Origin of the sequence: Streptomyces sp. NPDC057010, from assembly GCF_042673805.1 — a bacterium.
Taxonomy (GTDB): domain Bacteria; phylum Actinomycetota; class Actinomycetes; order Streptomycetales; family Streptomycetaceae; genus Streptomyces.
This window is the reverse complement of the sequence record NZ_JBHUSC010000017.1, coordinates 88,743-106,803: the sequence shown is the minus strand read 5'-3', so window position 1 is coordinate 106,803 and position 18,061 is coordinate 88,743. Positions and strand designations below refer to the sequence as shown.

Annotated in this window: 15 protein-coding genes and 1 tRNA gene; 10 read left to right on the top strand and 6 right to left on the bottom strand. The window is 73.9% G+C overall.

Annotated features, from left to right (window positions below):
* Window positions 1–176: 176 nt before the first annotated feature.
* Window positions 177–249 (bottom strand) — tRNA-Arg (locus ACFTXQ_RS17380).
* Between the two features lie 332 nt (window positions 250–581).
* Between ACFTXQ_RS17380 and ACFTXQ_RS17375 the strand changes: the two genes are divergently transcribed.
* From ACFTXQ_RS17375 to ACFTXQ_RS17355, 5 genes are all read left to right on the top strand, one after another.
* Window positions 582–2,243 (top strand): dynamin family protein, encoded by a 1,662-nt coding sequence (locus ACFTXQ_RS17375; RefSeq protein ID WP_382641574.1) that lies wholly within the window; start codon window positions 582–584, stop codon window positions 2,241–2,243.
* A 4-nt stretch (window positions 2,244–2,247) separates the two neighbouring features.
* Window positions 2,248–4,104 (top strand): GTPase, encoded by a 1,857-nt coding sequence (locus ACFTXQ_RS17370; RefSeq protein ID WP_382641572.1) that lies wholly within the window; start codon window positions 2,248–2,250, stop codon window positions 4,102–4,104.
* 99 nt (window positions 4,105–4,203) lie between these two features.
* Window positions 4,204–4,611 (top strand): single-stranded DNA-binding protein, encoded by a 408-nt coding sequence (locus tag ACFTXQ_RS17365; protein ID WP_382641570.1) that lies wholly within the window; start codon window positions 4,204–4,206, stop codon window positions 4,609–4,611.
* 155 nt (window positions 4,612–4,766) lie between these two features.
* On the top strand, window positions 4,767–5,939 hold the full coding sequence (locus ACFTXQ_RS17360; protein ID WP_382641569.1) for a thioester domain-containing protein: 1,173 nt from the start codon (window positions 4,767–4,769) through the stop codon (window positions 5,937–5,939).
* An 82-nt stretch (window positions 5,940–6,021) separates the two neighbouring features.
* The gene (locus ACFTXQ_RS17355; protein WP_382641567.1) at window positions 6,022–7,527 is read left to right on the top strand and encodes a bifunctional phosphatase PAP2/diacylglycerol kinase family protein; all 1,506 of its coding nucleotides are present in this window, start codon (window positions 6,022–6,024) and stop codon (window positions 7,525–7,527) included.
* 16 nt (window positions 7,528–7,543) lie between these two features.
* Here the strand turns inward: ACFTXQ_RS17355 and ACFTXQ_RS17350 are convergent, their stop codons facing one another.
* The gene (locus ACFTXQ_RS17350; RefSeq protein ID WP_382641565.1) at window positions 7,544–8,686 is read right to left on the bottom strand and encodes a hypothetical protein; all 1,143 of its coding nucleotides are present in this window, start codon (window positions 8,684–8,686) and stop codon (window positions 7,544–7,546) included.
* Between the two features lie 304 nt (window positions 8,687–8,990).
* Here ACFTXQ_RS17350 and ettA point away from each other — a divergent pair, with 304 nt between their 5' ends.
* The 4 genes from ettA to ACFTXQ_RS17330 are packed head-to-tail and all read left to right on the top strand — an operon-like array spanning window position 8,991 to window position 12,369.
* Complete coding sequence (gene ettA / locus ACFTXQ_RS17345; protein ID WP_382641563.1) at window positions 8,991–10,655, top strand: energy-dependent translational throttle protein EttA; 1,665 nt, start codon at window positions 8,991–8,993, stop codon at window positions 10,653–10,655.
* Window positions 10,656–10,665: 10 nt separating this feature from the next.
* Window positions 10,666–11,121: an acyl-CoA thioesterase gene (locus ACFTXQ_RS17340; protein ID WP_382641561.1), complete on the top strand. Its 456-nt coding sequence runs from the start codon at window positions 10,666–10,668 to the stop codon at window positions 11,119–11,121.
* Window positions 11,118–11,834: a hypothetical protein gene (locus ACFTXQ_RS17335; RefSeq protein WP_382641559.1), complete on the top strand. Its 717-nt coding sequence runs from the start codon at window positions 11,118–11,120 to the stop codon at window positions 11,832–11,834. Before ACFTXQ_RS17340 ends, ACFTXQ_RS17335 begins: the two co-directional genes overlap by 4 nt.
* Window positions 11,835–11,889: 55 nt before the next feature.
* Window positions 11,890–12,369 carry a hypothetical protein gene (locus ACFTXQ_RS17330; protein WP_382641557.1) on the top strand — a complete coding sequence of 160 codons (480 nt, stop codon included), beginning with the start codon at window positions 11,890–11,892 and terminating at the stop codon, window positions 12,367–12,369.
* A gap of 6 nt (window positions 12,370–12,375) precedes the next feature.
* On the opposite strand, the gene ACFTXQ_RS17325 is transcribed toward ACFTXQ_RS17330, so the two are convergent.
* Entirely contained in the window at window positions 12,376–12,780 is a 405-nt protein-coding gene (locus ACFTXQ_RS17325) for a globin (RefSeq protein WP_267841188.1), read from the bottom strand.
* Window positions 12,781–12,949: 169 nt separating this feature from the next.
* Here ACFTXQ_RS17325 and ACFTXQ_RS17320 point away from each other — a divergent pair, with 169 nt between their 5' ends.
* The gene (locus tag ACFTXQ_RS17320) at window positions 12,950–13,987 is read left to right on the top strand and encodes a methyltransferase domain-containing protein (RefSeq protein ID WP_382641555.1); all 1,038 of its coding nucleotides are present in this window, start codon (window positions 12,950–12,952) and stop codon (window positions 13,985–13,987) included.
* On the opposite strand, the gene ACFTXQ_RS17315 is transcribed toward ACFTXQ_RS17320, so the two are convergent.
* The 3 genes from ACFTXQ_RS17315 to ACFTXQ_RS17305 form a co-directional block, all read right to left on the bottom strand.
* Entirely contained in the window at window positions 13,968–15,017 is a 1,050-nt protein-coding gene (locus ACFTXQ_RS17315; RefSeq protein WP_382641553.1) for an FHA domain-containing protein, read from the bottom strand. The genes ACFTXQ_RS17320 and ACFTXQ_RS17315 overlap by 20 nt on opposite strands.
* A gap of 14 nt (window positions 15,018–15,031) precedes the next feature.
* Window positions 15,032–16,357: a VWA domain-containing protein gene (locus ACFTXQ_RS17310; protein ID WP_382641551.1), complete on the bottom strand. Its 1,326-nt coding sequence runs from the start codon at window positions 16,355–16,357 to the stop codon at window positions 15,032–15,034.
* A gap of 70 nt (window positions 16,358–16,427) precedes the next feature.
* On the bottom strand, window positions 16,428–18,059 hold the full coding sequence (locus ACFTXQ_RS17305) for a protein phosphatase 2C domain-containing protein (RefSeq protein ID WP_382641549.1): 1,632 nt from the start codon (window positions 18,057–18,059) through the stop codon (window positions 16,428–16,430).
* Window positions 18,060–18,061: the final 2 nt, after the last annotated feature.

Genomic DNA, 18,061 nt, shown 5'->3' with positions numbered 1-18,061 from the left:
ATCACATGTGGGGGCACTGCTCAGAGGGATCCTACGGTCGCACCCGCCGGCGCAAGTCCAAAGGCCGCGGCCCGGTTTACCGGGCTTACGCCACCGCTACGGCGACCGCGCTAGTGTGCCGCTGACCTGTACGAAAGCCCTCCGCGGAGGGAGGGCTCGGGGTGGTGGAGAAAGAGTGCCCCCGGCAGGACTCGAACCTGCGGCCAAGTGCTTAGAAGGCACCTGCTCTATCCACTGAGCTACGGGGGCCGGAAGGTGGCCGTGGTGGCCTGGAGCCCCTTGGTGGGGGTGGGACTGCGGTCCGTGCCGGGTCAAGGATAGGGCTCCGGTTGCCTTGTCCCGGTTGCTTCACTCGCGTGCCACGATGTGGAGGTTCGGTGAAGCGGTCCCGATAATCGCAGGCAGGTGCGATTCTCGCATCGCTTTTGCGCCGCGGCGCCCTGGGTGTTGTGCACTCGTTATGCCTGCGCCCCACTAGTCCGCTCTGTCCACGATGTTCCTCCGGAGTCGCGGTCGGCGCGCAGAGGGCGTATAAGCTTCAAAAATGGTCCTAAATTGGGCATTCTTCGCATGTGGTGACCTTGGATGTTCGGCCTCAGCTGCTCGATGCCCTGTCCGCCCTGCGCGACCGGGTCGCGTCCGTGCGTCTGCCGCTGCCCCTGCCCGGCGCTCCGCGCGCCCGCCAGACCAGAGCCGAGCTGCTCGCGCAGCTCGACGACTACCTCGTACCCCGGCTGAAGGCGCCCGAGGCGCCGATGCTCGCCGTCGTCGGCGGGTCCACCGGAGCCGGCAAGTCCACCCTCGTCAACTCACTCGTGGGGCGGCAGGTCAGCGAAGCCGGGGTGCTGCGTCCCACGACGCGCACCCCCGTGCTTGTCTGCCATCCGGATGATCATCACTGGTTCGCCGGAATGCGGGTGCTGCCCGACCTGATGCGGGTCTGGGTGCCGCCCGGGGAGGAAGAGGACGTTTCCGAGGCCGCGTCCTCCCGGTCCCGCTCCGGGCCCGGGGCCGCGACCCGCGGCCGCTCCCGGACCGGAGACCGGAGCCCCGGGAAGAGCCCCGTGACCCGCGAGATGCGGATCGAGACCGTCTCCACCCTGCCCCGCGGACTCGCCATCCTCGACGCCCCCGACATCGACTCCCTCGTGGTCGAGAACCGCACCCTCGCCGCCCAGCTCATCTGCGCCGCCGACGTCTGGGTCATGGTCACCACCGCCTCGCGGTACGCCGACGCCGTCCCCTGGCACCTCCTGCGCACCGCCAAGCAGTACAAGGCCACCCTCGTCACCGTCCTCGACCGCGTCCCGCACCAGGTGCTCGCCGAGGTCTCGCGCCAGTACGGGGCCCTGCTCACCCGGGCCGGGCTGGGCGACGTACCGCGCTTCACCGTCCCGGAACTCCCCGAATCGGCGGGCGGCGGCGGGCTGCTCCCGGCCAGCGCCGTCGCGCCGCTCTCCGCCTGGCTCGCCCACCACGCCCAGGACCCCGCCGCCCGCCAGTACGCCGTCGGGCGGACCGCGCTCGGCGCGCTGGACTCCCTCGGGCGCCGGATGCCCGAACTCGCCTCCGCCGTCGCCGCCCAGCACGCCGCCGCCGTACGGCTGACCTCGGCCGTCGAGGACGCGTACAAGAGGGAGGGCAGGCGGGTCCGCAACCGCCTCGACCAAGGCGCCGTCCTGGCCGGCGACGCCCTGACCCGGTGGCGCGGCTACCCCCTCGACACGACCGCCGACGAACTCCTCGACTCCCTCGCCGAGTCGCTCGCCGCGCTCCTCCAGTGCGCCGTCGCCGCCGCCGACGAGCGGATCGCCGCGTCCTGGCGCCGCGAGCCCGCCGCCGGAGCCGTTCCCCTGCCCGCGCCCGACCGGGAGGCGGGCGAGCGCATCGGCATGGCCGTACGGCGCTGGCGGCGCGTACTGGAGGAACTCGCCGAGGAGGAGGTCGCCCGGTCCGACCGCCAGCCCGCACCCGACCCCGACGGGGTCGCGGCCCTGCTGGTGGCCGCCCTCCTCGGCGGCAAGCGGGCCCGGCTCGCAGGCGAGAAGCTCGCCGAACGGATCGGCGCCCAGGCCGCCCTGCGCCTGCGCGACCGGGGCGCGGAGCTGGTCGGCGACCACCTGGACCAGGTGCTGCGCGCCGAACGCGACCGCAGGCTCGCCCCGCTGGAAGCCCTCGAAGTGACCCCGGAACCACAGGCCGAGCTGATTGCCGCGCTGTCCGTACTGCAGAAGGAGAGGTGACGCGATGAACGCCCTGACCGACCGCGCCGACGACCGCTGGGACGACGGGCTCATCGCGCGCTCACGCCCCTCGCTGGACGACAAGGACGAAGAGGAGGGCGACGAGGGCGACGAGGCGCTCGTACGGGCCGTCTCCGGCGCGGGCGACGACGGCGGCAAGGCGACCGCACCCCCGCTCAGCCCCGAAGGACAGGCCCTGAGACTGCGCCTCGACGCACTGCGCCAGCTGGTCGGGCTGTCCCGGACCCGCCTCGACGGCAAGACCCTCGCCGAAGCGGGCCGGGTCCTGGACGAGGCGGCGGCGCGGCGCGGACTGTCACCGCAGCACACGGTCGTCGCGATCGCCGGAGCCACCGGAAGCGGCAAGTCCACGCTCTTCAATTCACTCGCGGGAGTGCAGATTTCAGAGACGGGCCTGCGCCGCCCGACCACCGCCGCGCCCATCGCGTGCAGCTGGTCGGACGGGGCGGCCGGACTGCTCGACCGCCTGGAGATCCCGGGGCGGCTGCGCCGCCGGCCCCGCGAGACCTCCGAGGCGGAGGCGCTGCGCGGGATGGTCCTCGTCGACCTGCCCGACCTGGACTCGGCGGTCGGCGCGCACCGCGACCACGTGGACCGCGTACTGGCGCTGGTCGACGCGGTGGTGTGGGTGGTGGACCCGGAGAAGTACGCCGACGCCGTCCTGCACGAGCGGTACCTGCGGCCGCTGGCCGGACACGCGGAGGTGACCTTCGTCGTGCTGAACCAGGTGGACCGGCTGCCCGGGGAGTCCGCCGACCTCGTACTGGACGACCTGCGGCGGCTGCTGGACGACGACGGCATCGCGCTCGGCGAGCACGGCGAGCCGGGGGCCACCGTGCTCGGGCTGTCCGCGCTCACCGGGGAGGGCGTCGGGGAACTGCGCGAGCTGCTCGCACAGTTCACCCAGGAGAAGGGCGCCGCGACCCGGCGGATCTCCGCCGATGTCGACCGGGCCGCCGTGCGCCTGCGGCCGCTGTACGTGGCGGACGGGCACGCCGGGCCGGAGATCGGGGAGGCGGCGCGCGCCGAGTTCGAGGACCGGCTCGCCGAGGCCGTCGGCGCGTATGCGGCCGGACTCGCCGCCGAGCGGGCGTGGCGGCGCAACGCCGGAAAGGCCTGCGGGACGCCGTGGCTGCGGCTGTGGCGGTGGTACGAGAGCCGCCGCGCCCCGCGCACCCTGGCGGGACTGGCCGCGCTGGCGGTGATCGGCGGCCGGGGCACGGCGCTCGCCGAGCCGCCGGCCGAGGAGGAGGTGACCGCGCGCCAGCGGGTGGAGCAGGCCGTACGGGCCGTCGCCGACGAGGCGGTCACCGGCCTGCCCGAACCCTGGGCGCAGGCGGTACGGGAGACCGCGGTGCGCGGGGCCGAACAGCTCCCGGAGGCGCTGGACGAGCTGGCGGTGACCCTCGGGGCGGCGGTCGCGGTGCCCAGCGTCAAACCGCCGCGGCCCGCGTGGTGGCCGGCGGCGGTGCTGGGGCAGGCGGCCATGACGCTGCTCCAGATCTTCGGAGGGCTGTGGCTGGTCGGGCAGATCGTCGGGGTCCTGGAGCCCAAGCTGCTGCCGCCGGTGCTGCTGATGGTCGCGGGCATCGTCGGCGGGCCGCTGGTGGAGTGGGCCTGCTCGATCGCGGCCCGGGGCCCGGCGCGCAGGTACGGGCAGGACGCGGAGCGCAAACTGCGGCAGGCGGCGGCCGGCTGCGGGCGGGCCCGCGTGCTGGAGCCGGTGGCGGCGGAGCTGCTGCGCTACCGGGAGGTGCGCGAACAGTACGCGGCGGTGGCCGCGGCGGGGTCCGCGGTGGGGTCCGCAGGGGGGAGCAAGTTGTCCACAACCCGTCGGTAATCCACAGGCCGGAGCGGGATCAGGGCGGCCGGACCCAGCATGGTGCGTACCTCGTGCGGATGGTCCGTACGGGTGCGATCGGTGGGGGAGGCGACCGGGATGAACGACACCCTGGTGACGCTGGTGGGGTACGTGGCGACGCAGATCGACTACAAGGAGACGGTGAACGGGCCGTCGGCGAGGTTCCGGTTCGCCGTGACACCGCGGTACTTCGATCGGCGCAAGGAGCTCTGGACCGACGGGGCCACCAGCTTCTACACGGTGTGGGCGCGGCGCACCCTCGCGGTGAACCTCGCCGGCTCCGTATCGGTGGGCGAACCCCTCGTGGTGCACGGGCGGTTGCGGGTGCGGGAGGACCCGCCCGATGGGGAGGGCAACCGGTGGTTCTCGGCGGACATCGAAGCGATCGCCGTCGGACACGACCTGAATCGGGGGACGGCGGCGTTCCGGCGGGTCGTCAAGACGGATACGCCGCTGATGGTCACTCAGAAGGCGGCGGTGGTCTGAGTGTTCGAGGCGGTTAGGATTCCCCGGTACTCACGGGCACCTGGGTCTTTGGCCCGAAGGGGAAGACTGTGTCGATTGCCGTTCCCGCATCCTCCGCTCCTGATCCCGCTCCTGCCGCTCCTGGTTCCGCTCCTGGTTCCGCTTCTCGCTCCGCCGTGCGCCGCCCGCTGGCGGTGGCGGCCCTGCTGGCCGCGGCCCTCGCCGCCGCGCCCGGCGCACGGGCCGCCACCGGCTCCGATCCTGCGGTGCCCCGGCCCCCGGAGGGCGCGAGCGCCGTCCTGGACGGGCTGAAGACCTACGGGCAGGCGGTCCTCCACTCCGGGGACGGTTCGGTCCGGCAGATCCCGGCCGGGCTCTACGAGATGCGGGTCGACGGCGGTGGCATGCTCCAGACGTACGGGGTCGGCATCGCGGGCAACGCGCAGCCCCAGGCCCGCTACACGGAGAGCGGGTGGAACGGCAGCCCGCTCGCCGGCAACGGGCAGGCCGGCCGGATCCGCTGGATCCTGGAGCACTCCTACCCGCAGCTCAACGATCTGGCCGGGCTCGCCAAGGTGGCCGGGGCCGGGGCGCTCACCGCGGAGAGCGCGGCGGCCGGGACCCAGGTGGCGATCTGGCGGCTGGCGGACGGGGTGCGGGTCGAGGCCGCGGACCCGGCCGCCGAGAAGCTGGCCGACTACCTCCAGCGGGAGGCCGGGCAGCTGCCGGAGCCGCCGGCCTCCCTGGGGCTGGACCCGGGCGGCGTGACGGGGGCCGTGGGTACCCGGCTCGGCCCCGTCACCGTGCGGACCGGGGCGCCGAGCGTCTCGGTGATCCCGGACGCGGCGGCCGTCGCCATGGGGGTGCGGGTGGTGGACGCCGAGGGGCGGCCGCTGGAGACCGCCGTGAACGGCAGCCGGCTGTACTTCGAGGTGCCCGCGGGCACCCCCGACGGGACGGCCTCGGTCACCGTGCAGGGCGCGACCAAGGTGCCGGTCGGGCGGGTCTTCACCAGCGGGGTGCCGGCCCAGGCCCAGATCGTGGCCGGCTCCAGCGAGTCCGCGGCCGCCGCCACGGCGACGGCCGTCTGGCCGCAGCCGCCGCAGGTCCCGGCGGGCACGGTCGCGGAGACCGCCCCGGGTGCGGGGGCCGTCCCCCTGGGCGCCCAGGCCGCCTCCCTGTCCGAGGCCTCCCCGGACGAGGAGCGGCTGGCTACCAGCGGCAGCTCGGCCGCCACCCCCGTCATCGCCTCGCTGGCGGTGGGCCTGGTGGTCCTGGGCGGCCTGGTGGTCCTCCTCCTGCGCAAGCGCCCGCTGGACGAGGAGGACCAGGGCCCGGGGCGAACCTGATCCGCCATTCCCCCCTGCTGCGACCCGGTGAACCTTTCGGGTCACGGCGCTAGGACCGCCGCTGCGGGGGTAGGGGCAGGCAATGGCTGATCAGGAACATCAGGAACTGACCTGGCGGGGCGCGGTCGTCCGGTGGGACCGCGCATTGTTCGACCTGGTGGCACGGCGGCACTGGCCCGGGGCCGACCGGGTGCTGCCCCGGCTCGGGCGCGCCGCGAACCACGGGGTGCTGTGGGGCGGGACAGCCGCGGCGCTCGCCGTCTTCGGGTCGGCGCGGGCCCGCAAGGCCGCCGTGCGCGGGGTCGCCTCGTTGGCGCTGGCCTCCGCGACCATCAACACCGTCGGGAAGTGGTCCGTACGCCGCCCGCGGCCCCTGCTGGACGGGGTGCCCGCGGTGCGGCAGCTGGCGATGCAGCCGCAGACCACCTCCTTCCCCTCCGGGCACTCGGCGTCGGCCTTCGCCTTCACCGCCGGGCTGGCGCTGGAGTCCCCGGCCTGGGGCGCCGTCGTGGCCCCGGTGGCCGCGTCCGTCGCCTTCTCCCGCGTGTACACCGGGGTGCACTACCCCTCCGACGTGGTCGCGGGCGCGGCGCTGGGCGTGGCCGCCGGTCTCGTCGTACGGCGGCTCGCGCGGGACGCGCAGGAGGCCCGGGTCGTGCCCGGCGACGAGCGGGCCGCCGCCGGGGCGCCCGCGCTGCCCGACGGGGCCGGGCTCACCGTGGTGGTCAACACGGGCTCCGGGACGGCAGCTGCCGTGGGGCTCGACGTACTGCGCACCCGGCTCCCCAAGGCCGAGGTGATCGAGTGCGAGGGGCCGCAGCTGGCCGCCGCCCTGGAAGAGGCCGCCTCCCGGGCCACCGTCCTCGGGGTCTGCGGCGGCGACGGCACGGTGAACGCCGCCGCCGCCACCGCCCTGCGCGCCGGGCTGCCGCTGGCGGTGTTCCCCGGCGGCACCTTCAACCACTTCGCCATGGACCTCGGCCTGACCGGAGCCGAGGACACCTGCCGGGCCCTGGCCGCCGGACACGCCGTCCACATCGGCGTCGGCCGCTTCGCCCCCGGCCCGCAGGACCAGCCCGGCGGATCCGGCCGGCCCGGCTACTTCCTGAACAACTTCAGCATCGGCGCCTACCCGGAGCTGTTGGGCCACCGGCTGCGCTGGGCCCCGCGCATCGGCTCCGGCCCCGCCGCGCTGCTGGCGGCCTGGCGGGTGCTGCGCGCCCAGCGGCCCGTGAGGCTGCGGCTGGCCGGCCGCCCCCGCAGCGTGTGGCTCCTCTTCGCGGGCAACGGGACCTACCACGGCACCGGCCCCGCCCCCCGCCGCCGCGACAGCCTGGGCGAGGGCCTGCTCGACCTCCGGCTCGTCCACGGCGGCGGCCGCCCCGGGCCCCGCCTGCTCGCCGCCGCCTTCGCGGGCCCGCTGAGCCGCTCCCCGGTCCACGTGGCCACCCGGCTGCGCAGCCTGCGCATCGGCGACATCCCGCCGGGCACCCCGCTCGCCTACGACGGCGAGTACGCCGAGGCCCCGCCGGCCCTGGTCCTGGACGAGCTGCCCGACGCCCTGACCGTCTACCGCCCCCGGCCGTGACCGCTCCGCCGACCGGCTACGGACGTGCGTCCGGGCTAGAGGTGGGGGGCTGGCTGGCCGGACCTCGTACGGCATCGACCAGCGCCTGTCCGCGATCGTCGACCAGCTTCGTGAACAGCTGCTGGGAGTACCCGAAGACGATGGCCCAGGCGATGATCTGGGCCGTGGAGTCGAGGGCGCTCAGACCCGGGACGAAGCCGCCGCGCATCAGAAGGAGTCCGAGCGGCGCCGTCAGCGCCCCCGTGGGCAGCTTCAGCAGCGCGAGGACGACCGGCACGTTGTAGGGCAGCGCCGTACCCCTGATCCGTCTCAGGGCGGCGGCCGAGGCGATGGCGGCGGACACGGCACCGACGGCCTCGACGACGAGGTAGTCCCAGCGTTGCGTGGTGCCCGTGATCTGGGTGATGGTCGGGACGTTCTTGACGTCGATGCTGTTCGTCGGGCAGACCACCTTGTACATGCCGGCGTTCTCGGGGGTGAAGCAGAGCGGCACCAGTTCCTTCCAGGTGAGCGTGGCGGCAGCGACACCGGCCGCGGCGAGGAACAGCCCCACCGTCACCAGTGCGACGATCCGCACGAAGCTGCGGACCCGCAGGGTCTCCTTGCGCAGAAGGCGCCGGGCGAGGCTGACCGTCTCGGCGAGGAAGGCGCGCTCGCTGGGATCGATCGCACGGGCGTCCGGCTGCTGGAGGCCGTGAGCGATCTTCGCGACCCGGATGCGCCGCGGATCGCTGACGTCGAAGTGCTCGTCGACGAGGGCCACCATCTGGGGCATGAACGCCTTGATGTCATCGGGCGGAGCCATCCAGACCAGCAGGTTCAAGGCGGCATCGACATGCGACTGGGCGACCCCAAGATGCGCCGCACGGCGCATGACGGGGTGCCACGTGTGCGCGAGGGTCCTCTTGGCCTCGTTCAGTTCCGAGCGGGCCTTGCTCGCGTAGGCCTGCGCCACCTCGCTCTGCCCGGGATCGCTCAACGCGCGCATCTCCGCCGCCTCCAGGGTCGGCTCGAGTTCGGCGATCCTCGCCAGGAGGCTTTCCTTCTGCTCCCAGGGGCCCATTTCTCCGCGAGATGCCCAGAACGGCAGCTTCTTGCGCAGCCCGCCGGATTTCCGGGTCGGCCCGTGCCGTTGAACCGGTTCCTCTTCGTGCGCCATGTGCCCCCGCTCCGTCCTCGATCACGTGTCGGGGTGGGATGCATCGGCCCGGGCGCGGCGGAACCTTACGGCGACTCCCCCAGTCGGCTCATGACGTTCACCGCAGAAACGATCGGCCACCCCCGCCCCGCCACCCCCGCCCCGCCTCCCCCGACCGGCGGTCACCGACGCTGACCGGAGCGTGAGGCCCGGCTCCGGCCGCACCCCAGCTCAGGGGGCCCTGACCTACCCATTCGCCCGCGGGGATGGACGTACGGCAAGATGGGGTGTATCTGCCCACCATCGATCTGCCGGACGGTTTCTCTTGGCTGAGTTCATCTACACCATGCGCAAGACGCGCAAGGCGCACGGCGACAAGGTGATTCTCGATGACGTCTTCCTGAACTTCCTGCCCGGCGCGAAGATCGGTGTGGTCGGCCCCAACGGCGCCGGTAAGTCCACCGTTCTGAAGATCATGGCGGGTCTGGAGCAGCCGTCCAACGGCGACGCCTTCCTGACGCCCGGCTACACCGTCGGCATCCTCATGCAGGAGCCCAAGCTCGACGAGTCCAAGACCGTCCTGGAGAACGTCGAGGACGGCGTCGGCCCGATCAAGCAGAAGCTCAACCGGTTCAACGCGATCGCCGAGGAAATGGCGACGAACTACACCGACGAGCTGATGGAGGAGATGGGCAAGCTCCAGGACGACCTGGACCATGCCAACGCGTGGGACCTCGACGCCCAGCTGGAGCAGGCCATGGACGCCCTGGGCTGCCCGCCCGGCGACTGGCCCGTCACCAACCTCTCCGGTGGTGAGAAGCGCCGCGTGGCCCTCTGCAAGCTGCTGCTGGAGGCCCCCGACCTGCTGCTCCTCGACGAGCCCACCAACCACCTCGACGCCGAGTCCGTGAACTGGCTGGAGCAGCACCTGGCCCAGTACAAGGGCGCCGTCGTGGCCGTCACCCACGACCGCTACTTCCTCGACAACGTCGCCGAGTGGATCCTCGAGCTCGACCGCGGCCGCGCGCACCCGTACGAGGGCAACTACTCCACCTACCTGGAGAAGAAGGCCGAGCGCCTCAAGGTCGAGGGCAAGAAGGACGAGAAGCGCGCCAAGCGCCTCAAGGAAGAGCTGGAGTGGGTCCGCTCCAACGCCAAGGGCCGCCAGGCCAAGTCCAAGGCCCGCCTCGCCCGCTACGAGGAGATGGCGGCCGAGGCCGACAAGATGCGCAAGCTCGACTTCGAGGAGATCCAGATCCCGCCGGGCCCGCGTCTGGGCTCGATCGTGGTCGAGGTCAACAACCTCTCGAAGGCGTTCGGCGACAAGGTCCTCATCGACGACCTGTCCTTCACGCTGCCGCGCAACGGCATCGTCGGCATCATCGGCCCGAACGGTGCCGGCAAGACCACGCTCTTCAAGATGATCCAGGGCCTGGAGGCCCCGGACTCCGGCGAGATCAAGGTCGGCGAGACCGTCAAGATCTCGTACGTGGACCAGGGCCGCGCCAACATCGACCCCAAGAAGACCCTCTGGGCGGTCGTGTCGGACGAGCTGGACTACATCAACGTCGGCCAGGTCGAGATGCCGTCCCGCGCGTACGTCAGCGCCTTCGGCTTCAAGGGCCCGGACCAGCAGAAGCCGGCCGGGGTGCTCTCCGGCGGTGAGCGCAACCGCCTGAACCTCGCGCTCACCCTCAAGCAGGGCGGCAACCTGCTGCTCCTCGACGAGCCCACCAACGACCTCGACGTCGAGACCCTGGGTTCGCTCGAGAACGCGCTGCTGGAGTTCCCGGGTGCGGCCGTGGTCGTCTCCCACGACCGCTGGTTCCTGGACCGGGTCGCCACGCACATCCTCGCCTACGAGGGCGAGTCGAAGTGGTTCTGGTTCGAGGGCAACTTCGAGTCCTACGAGAAGAACAAGATCGAGCGGCTCGGCCCGGACGCGACCCGTCCGCACCGCGCCACCTACAAGAAGCTCACCCGAGGCTGAGGTCGCGGTCATGGCCAGACACCACTACCGGTGCCCCCTGCGCTGGTCGGACATGGACTCCTTCGGTCACGTGAACAACGTGGTCTTCCTCCGTTACCTGGAGGAGGCGAGGATCGACTTCATGTTCCGGCTGGCGCCGGGGGAGGGCAGCGAGTCCTTCACGGGCGGGTCCGTCGTGGCCCGCCACGAGATCGACTACAAGCTGCCCCTCGTGCACCGTCACGAGCCGGTGCTCATCGAGTCCTGGGTGACCCGGATAGGCGCCGCGTCCCTGACCATCGGCTACGAGGTCAAGGACGAGGCGACCGGGGACGCGCCCGAGAAGGTCTACGTGCGCGCCTCGACCGTGGTCGTGCCCTACAACCTCGCCGAGGGGCGGCCCCGCCGCATCACGGCCGAGGAGAAGCACTTCCTCGAGAAGTACCTCGACGAGCCCGAGGTGTCCGAAAGGCGCCTCGCGGCATGAACGAGCAGCTGCACTTCGCCGACTCCGGGGAGGCGGCCGACCTCGCCGCCTTCCTGGGCCGGCTGGTGCACTACGACCGCGCCGCCGCGGTCCGCCTCCAGGCGGGCGGCGGCGCGCTCGCCGTCTTCGGACGGCCGCCCTCCTTCGAGGTGCTGGCCATCCGCACGGTGCGGCTCGCCGCACCCGTCGCGGCCCCGCTGGACCTGACGGTCTCCGCCGGCGAACTGCTGGAATCGGTGGACGAGGCCGCGGCCTCGGCCGCCGTGCCCGGCGCGGTCACCGGCCCGCCGTGGACCGGAGTGCTCCCGCCCCGCGGCGGCTGGCAGCAGCTGTCCGGGCTGCCCGGCCCCGAGGCGATCCGCGCGGCCGTCGCCGGAGCCGTCGCCGAGTTCCGGGCCCGCGACGAGGCCCTGCCGCCGCAGCACCGGACCCGCTCCGAGCGCGACCGCATCGGCCGCGAGATCTGGTCCCGGACGCTGGGCGAAACCGAGCTCCCGCTGCGCGCGGTGCACGCCGCGCAGTCCCTGGGCTTCCTGCGTCCCGTACGGTCCACCGTGCCGGCCGCCGCCACCGCCGCGCCCGCGGGCCCCGAGCAGGTGGCCCTGCTGGCCTCCGGGAGCTGGCTGCGCCTGCGCACCCCGTACGGCTCCGTCGCCACCCGCCGCCCCGGCCGGAACGGCGGCCTGGGCGCCCTCCAGGTCCGTCCGGTCTGACCGCTCCGGCCGCTCGTACTGTCGCACTGTCGTACCCGTGGGGCAGTCTGTGCCCATGGGGAGAAGACCACGGGTCCGTACCGGTACGGCCGGCGGCTGCCTGTTCAACGGGTGCGTGACCGTGGCCATCGCCGCCTTCGTACTCATCGCGGGCGTCATGGTCTACCTGGGCACCCAGCCGGGGCGGGACGAGGACGAGGCCCGCGCGAACCTGCGCGGGAACGTCGAGGCGAAGCGGGAGGGGCTGGCCCGCGCGGCCGCCGACGGCGATCTCCCGGACTCCGAGATCGCCCGCGTCTTCCCGGCCGCCAAACCGGCCCGCGGCCTGATCGCCGTCGACCGGCGGGAGCGGGGCGTCACCGTCGTCGCGAGCCTGCTCGGGCTGGGGCCGACGCGCAGCTTCATCAACGTCCACCAGCGGAGCGTGGCGGGCTGCTACGCCTTCGACGTGCCCCCGCCCGGCCCCGGAACCCCGCGGATCACCGCGCGAGAACTCCCCGACGCGGACTGCGCCCGCGCCCCCCTCACCCCGTGACGGCGCTCAGCCCGCGGTGTTGATCATCGAGGCGGCCGCGTAGGTCAGGTACTTCCAGAGCTGCGCCTCGTGCTCCGGCGCCAGGCCCAGCTCGTCCAGGGCCACCCGCATGTGCTTCAGCCAGGCGTCGTGGGCCGCCGCGTCCACCTGGAAGGGGGCGTGCCGCATCCGCAGGCGCGGATGGCCGCGGTGCTGGCTGTAGGTGGTCGGGCCGCCCCAGTACTGCATCAGGAACAGCGTGAACCGCTCCTCCGCCGGGCCCAGGTCCTCCTCCGGGTACATCGGGCGCAGCAGCGGGTCCTCCGCGACCCCCTGGTAGAAGCGCCGGACGAGGCGGCGGAAGGTCTCCTCGCCGCCCACCTGCTCGTAAAAGGTCTGCTCCTGAAGCGTGCCCCGCGGAATCTCATTCACCCGACCATCGTCTCAGACGCCCGGGCGGAGGACCGGGGTCCTAGGACCATCCGACAGGCCGCCGAGAGGGCTGCGCGAGGTGTGCGCGAGGCCCGTGCCAGGCCGTGCGGGAGACCGTGCCGGACCAACCGCGGTCGCATGCGCGGGCCGCCCGCAGGACAGTGGAGGCATGGGCGCACACACGGCACGCAGCGTGCACACGGCACGCACCGGCGCGCGGGACCTGCGGGGGACCGCGCACGCCGCCCAGGTGCGGGAGCTGACGGCGGCCGGGGTGCTGGAGGACCCGGCCTGGCGGGCGGCGTTCACCGCCGTGCCCCGGCACGTCTTCGTCCCCTACTTCTGGACCGGCCGCGGCGCCGGCCACGAACGGCTCTGGGACGAGGACCCCGACCCCGAACGGCGCGCCCGCTGGCTGCGCGGGGTCTACGCCGACACCCCCCTCGCGACCCGGCTGCGCGACGGCCGGCTGGTCTCCTCCAGCAGCCAGCCCTCCCTGATGGCGAAGATGCTGGTGGCGCTCGACGTGCGCGACGGCGACAACGTGCTGGAGATCGGCGCGGGCACCGGCTACAACGCCGCCCTGCTCTGCCACCGGCTCGGCGACGGCCTCGTCACCACCGTCGACCTCGACGAGGAGATCACCGAGTCCGCGCGCACGCACCTGGCCCGGCTGGGCTACCACCCCGAGGTGGTCACGGGCGACGGGGCGCGGGGCTGCCCCGCCCGCGCGCCCTTCGACCGGATCATGGTGACCTGCACGCTGCCGCTGGTCCCGCACGCCTGGCTCGGCCAGTGCCGGCCGGGCGCGCGGATCCTGGCCCCGCTGTCGACCGGGCTGATCGCGCTGACGGTCCGGGACCCCGACTTCGCGGAGGGCCGCTTCCTGCACACCCCGGCCTACTTCGTCCCGCTGCGCGGAGCCACGGCGGCGCCGCCGCAGGAACCGGCCGGCCTGCCGCCCGGGCTCCCGTACGAGCTGGTGGAGAACGAGCGCTTCCAGTTCATGCTCGTACTGACCGAGGGCGCGCTGCACCCCCGCGAGGCGCTGGACCTGTGGCGGCGCGAGGACCGGCCGGCCCGCGAGCGCTTCGGGGTCACCGTCAGCGGCGAGGGCCAGTGGTCGTGGCTGGACGACCCCCAGGGCCCCTACGTATGGCCCCTGGGGGAGGCGGACCGGCCGCGGTTCAGCCGCGGCGGATGGTGATGGTGGTCCAGGCGCCGACGTGGACCCGGTCGCCGTCGCCCAGCGGCACGGGCACGTAGGGCTGGATCGGCTCCTCGCCGCCGTTGATGGTCGTGCCGTTGGTGGAGTTCTGGTCCACCACCGCCCAGCTGAGGTCGGGCTGCTGGACGAGGACCGCGTGCTGGTGGGAGACGCCCGGGTCCTCCGGGGGCACCGACAGGTCGATGTCGGGGGACTCGCCGGTGGAGGCGCGGCGCCGGCCGATGGTGATCTGCCCGCCCGAGAGCGGAAGATGCTGCTCCGGGGAATACGCGGGCAGGTTGAGCCCGGCCGCCTCGGGGCCGCTGCGCTGCATCATCGCCATGAAGTACGAGCGGTCGGGGCCGATCGTCGCGGTCCAGGTCGCGGTGCCGGTCGCGGCGGGCTGGGGCGCGAAGGTCTGCTGCTGCTGGTACTGCTGTTGCTGCGGCTGGTTCTGCTGCGGGTACTCCTGCTGGTACTCCTGCCGCTGCGGCGGCGGGGGCTGCTGCTGGTACCGCGGCTGCGGGGGCTGCTGCCGGTACCCCTGCTGGGGCTCGTGCGCCGGAGGCGGCAGCAGCCAGTCGTCCTCGAGCTGCAGCGGCTCGGCGGACCGGTTGACCCGGGAGGGCCGCGAGCCCTGGTACTCGAAGTGGTCCTGCTGGTACGCCGGAGGCGTCTGCAACGGCGGCGGAGGCGGCGGCATGGTACCGGTCGCCTGCGGGGCCGGGCCCGCGTCCGGAGCGAGCGGGGGCGCATAGGAAGTCGCCGTACGCGTCAGGAAGTTGTACCGGCACTCCTCGCAGAACGGGGCCATGGCCTCGCGGGGGGTGCGGCACTGCGGGCAGAGCTCGGCCGCGGCGGTCGGCTCACCGCCGGTCGGGGGGTAGCCGTAGCCGTAGGAGGGCGCCGCGGGGGCGCCTTCCGGGGCCATGCGGTGGCCGCAGACCTCGCACCAGTCGGCGGCGGCGGACTGGTGCCCGTTCGGGCAGGTCGGCATGGCGGCGCTTCCCCCTTCATCTCCCTGCGTCATCACGTCAGGTCTTCTCAGGTCTTCTTCACTCGGACGGTCTGTGTCGAACGCGTTTCGAGAGTCATCTCGTCGGCATCGGCGACCTTCGCTTTCAGCCGCACAGTACCCGCCACCGCGTCCACCACATCCACCACCTTCGCCAGCAGTCTGGCAGTGTCGGCGTTCCCCGAGGCACTCGCCAGTTGTACGGCGCGTCCGAGTTTGGCCGTGGCGCCGCCGACATCGCCCAGTTTGCGCGCTTCCAGGCCCTGCTGGATAGCCTGCGCCAGCTCCGCCTGTCCCGTGTAGTGGGCGACCTGCGGGTTGATGGCGGTGGACGCGGCCAGGTCGTCCGTCCACACCGCGCGCACCAGGCCCTGCGCGAGGACGGCGGCCGGCTCGCCCGCCGCGCCCGGCAGGACGAGCGAGGCGCGGGCGGCGAGCATCTCCTGGCCGAGCGCCGCGCCCGGCACGCGGACGCACACGTGGTACTCGCGGGACTCATCGCCCCAGGAACCGGTCGGGTAGTCCCCGGCGCGCGGGCCCGCCTCGGTACGGCGGTCGGTCAGGTCCTGAACGGTGGGCGCGACCTGCTTGACGTACTGGATCTCCACGTCCACCGGGGTCCACAGGCGCAGCGCGACGTCCGCGACCTCCTTGCCCATGACGTTCTCCATCATGCGCGTGAAGTCCTCGGTGAGGTGCGCCGGGTCGGCCACGATGTCGGCGGAGCCGAGCAGCGCGCTCGCGATGCCGGTGACCTCCTTGACCTCCCAGTCCGTGCCCACCCCGCGGGCGTCGCACGTGAAGCGGCCGGCGCAGGCGTCGAGGGTGGCGCGCAGCACGGCCGGCTCCTCGTGCTCGTTGCGGCCGTCGGTGAGCAGGATGCCGTGCCGGATGGCGGCGGAGGACTGGCGCAGCAGCCCGTCGGTCAGGCGCAGCCAGGTGCCGATGGCGGTGCCGCCGCCCGAGCTGAGGCCGCGCAGGGCCTCCTTGGCCTGGGCGCGGGTGACCGGGTCGGCGACGGCGAGCCGGCCCTGGCCCGGGTAGACCTCCCTGGCCACGTGCGTACCGGCGACCACAGCGAAGGCGGTGCCGTCGCGCAGGGTGTCGATCGCCGCGGCCGTGGCCTCGCGGGCGCCTCGCATCTTGTCCGGCGGGTACTCCATCGAACCGGAGCAGTCGACCATGATCACGACGGCCGCCGAGCCCTGGACGGCCGTGGCCCGGGTGGCGGTGGCGCCACCGCTGGAGGTGACCGTGACGATGGCGTGGACGTCCCGCCCGCCCTGGGGGAGGAACTCGTTCTGGTACACCTCCACGCTGAAGCGCGGGGCGCTCGGCTTGGCGAAGTTCGCCATCGGTGGGACTCCTCGGGTCCTAGAGGGCTTGGTCGCGGCGGGCGGGTCAGGCCCGGTGCGGGGCGTCCGCCTACGCCTCCGTTTCCGGTTCCGGCGGGGCTTCGGCATCCGGGTGCGCGGTGAACGGCACCACGGCCACCGTGACGTTGTCGTGCCCGCCGCCGTCGAGGGCGTGGCCCACCAGGACCTGGGCGCTGTGCAGGGGGCGGGCGGCGGCGTCGGCGGGCAGCACCTGGGCCATCTCCCGGGCGGACTCCGCGTAGTTCCACAGGCCGTCGGTGCAGACCACGACCACCCCGGGGTGGTCCGGCTTGAAGACGGCGGTGTGCGGTTCGAGGTCGTAGGCGTCGGCCCCGAGCCAGCCGGTGATGGCGTGGGCGCGGACGTCGGCGTAGGCCTCGGCCTCGCCCATCAGGCCGGCCGCGACCATCTGGGCGGCCCAGGAGTCGTCCTCCGTGAGGCGGCGCGGCAGGGCGGCGCGGTCGTCCGGGACCCAGTAGGCGCGGCTGTCGCCCACCCAGCCGATGGTCAGCAGGCCGCCGCTGACGACGGCGCCGACCAGGGTGCAGGCGGGGGCGTTCTGGGCGCCCGGGACCTCCGGGGCCAGCGCGTTGACCGCGGCGGCCGCCGCCAGGATCGCCTCGTGCATGGCCTCCTGGGGGTGGGCGCCGCGGGGCAGCGCGTCGAGCAGGGCCTCGTTGGCGGCGCCGGCCGCGGCGGCCGAGGCCTCGTCGGGGCGGCTCGCGGAGGAGACGCCGTCGCAGACGATGGCGACGGTGGCGGCGGAACCGTCGGGGAGCGCGGTGGCCGCGACCGCGAACGAGTCCTCGTTGCGGTGGTGGCGCAGCCCGCGGTCGCTGACCGCGGCGACGCTGCCGAGCTCCTCTTCGAGGTGGTCCCGCTCCCGGGGCTGGGCGTGCCCGCAGTGCTCGCAGTACCCGTCGGTGTCGACGTGCCCGGCCCGGCAGGCCACGCAGGTCTTCCCGCCGCCGCTCCCCTGCGGGGCCTCGGCGGGGGCCTCGGGGGCCTCCTCGGGCGGGGTGCCGCCGTCGGCCGCGCCCCACGGGGTCCCTTCGGGGGGAGTCGCCGTACCGCCGGGGAGGTCGTACCGGGCCGACGGGCCGGCCGCCGCGCCGTACGGGGCGCTGTCCGGCAGGTCGTAGCGGGCCGCCGGGCCCGACGCCGGGTCCTGGGGGGCGGTGCCGTACGGGGAGCCGCCCTGGCCCCACGGGGTGCCCTCGGGGGGCGTGCCGGTGCTGCCGGCCAGGTCGTGGCGGGCCTCGGGCTCCTCCGCGGCGGCCTGCGGGGCGCTCCCGTAGGGGCTCTCGTACGGGGGTTCGTGCCCGGGGCCGGGTGCCGCCGGGGGCGCGGCCCAGCCGGCCGGGTCGTCGACGAGGGTCGGCGCGGCCGCGGCCACGCTGCCCCACCCGGGGGCGGGCTCGGGTGCGGGCTCCGGCGCGCCGTAGGGCCCGCGGCGGGCGGGGGTCCCGTAGCCGCCGGCGGGGGCTTCCGCATCGGCCTCCGCTTCCTGCCCGGCGGCCGCGCCGCGCGGCGGGGCCGTGGGGAGCGGGATCGTCGGGTTGTCCACGGCCGCAGCCGGGGGCGGGGCGGTGACGGCGTAGCCGCAGACGCCGCAGAAACGGTCACCCTCCTCCAGCGGTTCCGCGCAGCTGGGGCAGCCCGACAGCCGATGCATCGACATCA